This window comes from Arsenophonus sp. ENCA (genome assembly GCF_002287155.1).
Classification (GTDB): Bacteria; Pseudomonadota; Gammaproteobacteria; order Enterobacterales; family Enterobacteriaceae; genus Arsenophonus; species Arsenophonus nilaparvatae.
Window position 1 is genome coordinate 1 of record NZ_NHNG01000377.1, and the last position, 2,262, is coordinate 2,262.

Genomic DNA, 2,262 nt, shown 5'->3' on the forward strand with positions numbered 1-2,262 from the left:
GTATGGCACCGGCAGTGATGTGCGAAATGTGGAAGATAACACGCCGCACCTGGTTATCTACGACTACCAAGACTCGCGCAGCGGGCGTTGCCCGAGCGAATTCCTGGTAAACTATACGGGGTATCTGCAAGTTGATGGCTACGCGGGTTATCATGGCACGGAAGCTCAACTCGTTGGCTGCATGGCGCATGCGCGCCGTAAATTTGAAGAGGCTCGGCGAGCCCAGCCGAATACCAAAGTAGGCAAAGCCATTTGGGCCTTAGGGTTAATTCAGAAACTGTACCGGATAGAAAAAACGTGTCAAGGGCTTTCTCCTGAAGAGATTTACCGACGGCGACAGAGCGAAGCGCGTCCATTGATGGAGGAGTTTGAAGCCTGGCTATCAAAGACGAAGGTGCTCCCGAAAGGCTATCTGGGTAAAGCCATTGGTTATTGTCAAAAACAATGGCCAAAGCTGATGCGCTATCTGGAGGATGGTCGTTTGAGTATCGACAACAACCGCGCCGAACGGGCGATAAAGCCTTTTGTAATTGGTAGAAAAAACTGGCTGTTTGCCAATACGGAATCGGGTGCCCATGCCAGCGCGCTATTGTACAGCTTGGTGGAAAGTGCACGTATCAATGGACTTAACCCGTACGATTATCTTTTGGCGCTGCTGACGGCGCTAAAATACCCAGATGATGATATCGACTGGAACGCACTACTACCCTGGAAAATCACCTTACCTTAAACCACGCAGCATCGCACTGTGTGGTTCCAATGACGCTTACAATTAAATCGGTAAGTAACGCGACGGGCTTTTGGGTTGGATGGACACTCGGCACGTCTTTCGGGTAGTAAAAGACATTGGATTTGAATTTTTTACCTGCCGGAAGGTTAAAAGTCCGTTTAAACGGCTGCCATGCTTGTAATTGTTCATAGGATTTCCACTCGGGGAAAGCGCGAAGTGAAAAGCATTCCGTCAGCTGCTGCCAGGCCGCTTCGGTGCAAATCGAAAATTGCAAATTTTGATGTTTTAAAAAATGCGCAAATTGCCGACCGTGTTCGGCAATAATCGCTTTCGGTGGTTTGCCGATAAAAGCAAGCAATTTGGCGACATAATCCCGCCTCGGCTCACGTTTATTGCTATCAAACTGTTTGTAAAAGACGCCGATGTCTTCAAAAAAATTCACCGGCATTCGGCGACAGGAAAGGGGGATGGCCAAAATGATTTTTAACCCAAATCAGCCGATAAGAAAAGGGCAGGTTGGTATGAGGGGTCTGAATTAACTGGCTCGTCAACGGTTCTTTTGAAAAGAGTAAAATCATGCCCTTCGGTCTGACTACCCGATTGAGTTCAGCCCAGATTTTTGTCTGATCCAGTCGTTCATCCCAGCGCAGTTTTTCGGCGTACCAACCGGTTTCGCTGTTGCACTTCATAATACCGTAGGGCGGGTCTGTTAACACCAAATCGACACTATCGGGCGGCAGCGTGGTCAATAATTGATGGCAATCACCGTGAAAGAGTTGGGGGGTCATGCTATTTTCCTAAACACAGGCTTTTAATATATTTTTGCAGATATTCCATCTGCTTTTCGTTCTCAATCATCATCTCTCTGAAACGGAAATAATCTTGTCGAGCTGTTTCACCAAGTTGTGGGGTGGCTTCATCATATCGGCTCTTGGTGGTAGCGGTTTTGGAAGTATGACACACGGCGTTGACGCGCAACCGCTTAGTGCTATCACGCACAGCATCATGCAGCTTATCCAGTTCAGCTTTGGCATTATTTAATTTCTCAGTCTGTTGAATATCAATCTTTTGCAAAACATCAATCTTATCCTGCTGTAATTTCACGGCTTCGAGTTGAGCGTGATATTGCTGTTTTAGCGTTTGGTAGTTTTGTTTGACGTTTTGATAACGTGCATTGATGAAAAAGAGTGATAAAATCAATGAAGCAATAATCACTACGACAAATGCGTAAGGTCGCCATAACATATTACGCTCTCTATTTCCCGACGGGTCATTAAGCCCCGTGATTGCACTTTAATGTGGCGTTTTTCGTCTTTCACATAAACCCACCGCTTCATCTCATCACAAGCACCCTTTCGGTCATTGGCATTGATTTTTTTAAGTAATGTCAATGCCAATTGAATTCTGATCCACTTTGCTAAAGTAAAACTGATCCACCCCCTTTAATTTACTCGCTCAGTTCCGCTTTCAATTTTTTATGTAGCTGACCGCTTTTTAGCTTGTCTTTTAACCGATAACTTTGTCCACTAATC

At 45.8% G+C, this 2,262-nt stretch carries 4 protein-coding genes; 1 reads left to right on the forward strand and 3 read right to left on the reverse strand.

Features of this window, described 5'->3' with window-relative positions; all coding sequences use genetic code 11:
• On the forward strand, positions 1 to 730 hold a 730-nt coding region (locus tag CBG25_RS09865; RefSeq protein WP_290606368.1), incomplete at its 5' end, for an IS66 family transposase.
• Here CBG25_RS09865 and CBG25_RS09870 read toward each other — a convergent pair.
• The 3 genes from CBG25_RS09870 to CBG25_RS09880 are packed head-to-tail and all read right to left on the reverse strand — an operon-like array spanning position 717 to position 1,975.
• A complete protein-coding gene (locus tag CBG25_RS09870) occupies positions 717 to 1,172 on the reverse strand; it encodes a hypothetical protein (protein WP_290606370.1) in 456 nt (151 codons plus the stop codon). The two genes, CBG25_RS09865 and CBG25_RS09870, sit on opposite strands and share 14 nt — an antisense overlap.
• On the reverse strand, positions 1,159 to 1,518 hold the full coding sequence (locus tag CBG25_RS09875) for a hypothetical protein (protein ID WP_290606372.1): 360 nt from the start codon (positions 1,516 to 1,518) through the stop codon (positions 1,159 to 1,161). The genes CBG25_RS09870 and CBG25_RS09875 overlap by 14 nt, the downstream gene beginning before the upstream one ends.
• Position 1,519: 1 nt before the next feature.
• Complete coding sequence (locus CBG25_RS09880) at positions 1,520 to 1,975, reverse strand: lysis protein (RefSeq protein ID WP_290606374.1); 456 nt, start codon at positions 1,973 to 1,975, stop codon at positions 1,520 to 1,522.
• Positions 1,976 to 2,262: the final 287 nt, after the last annotated feature.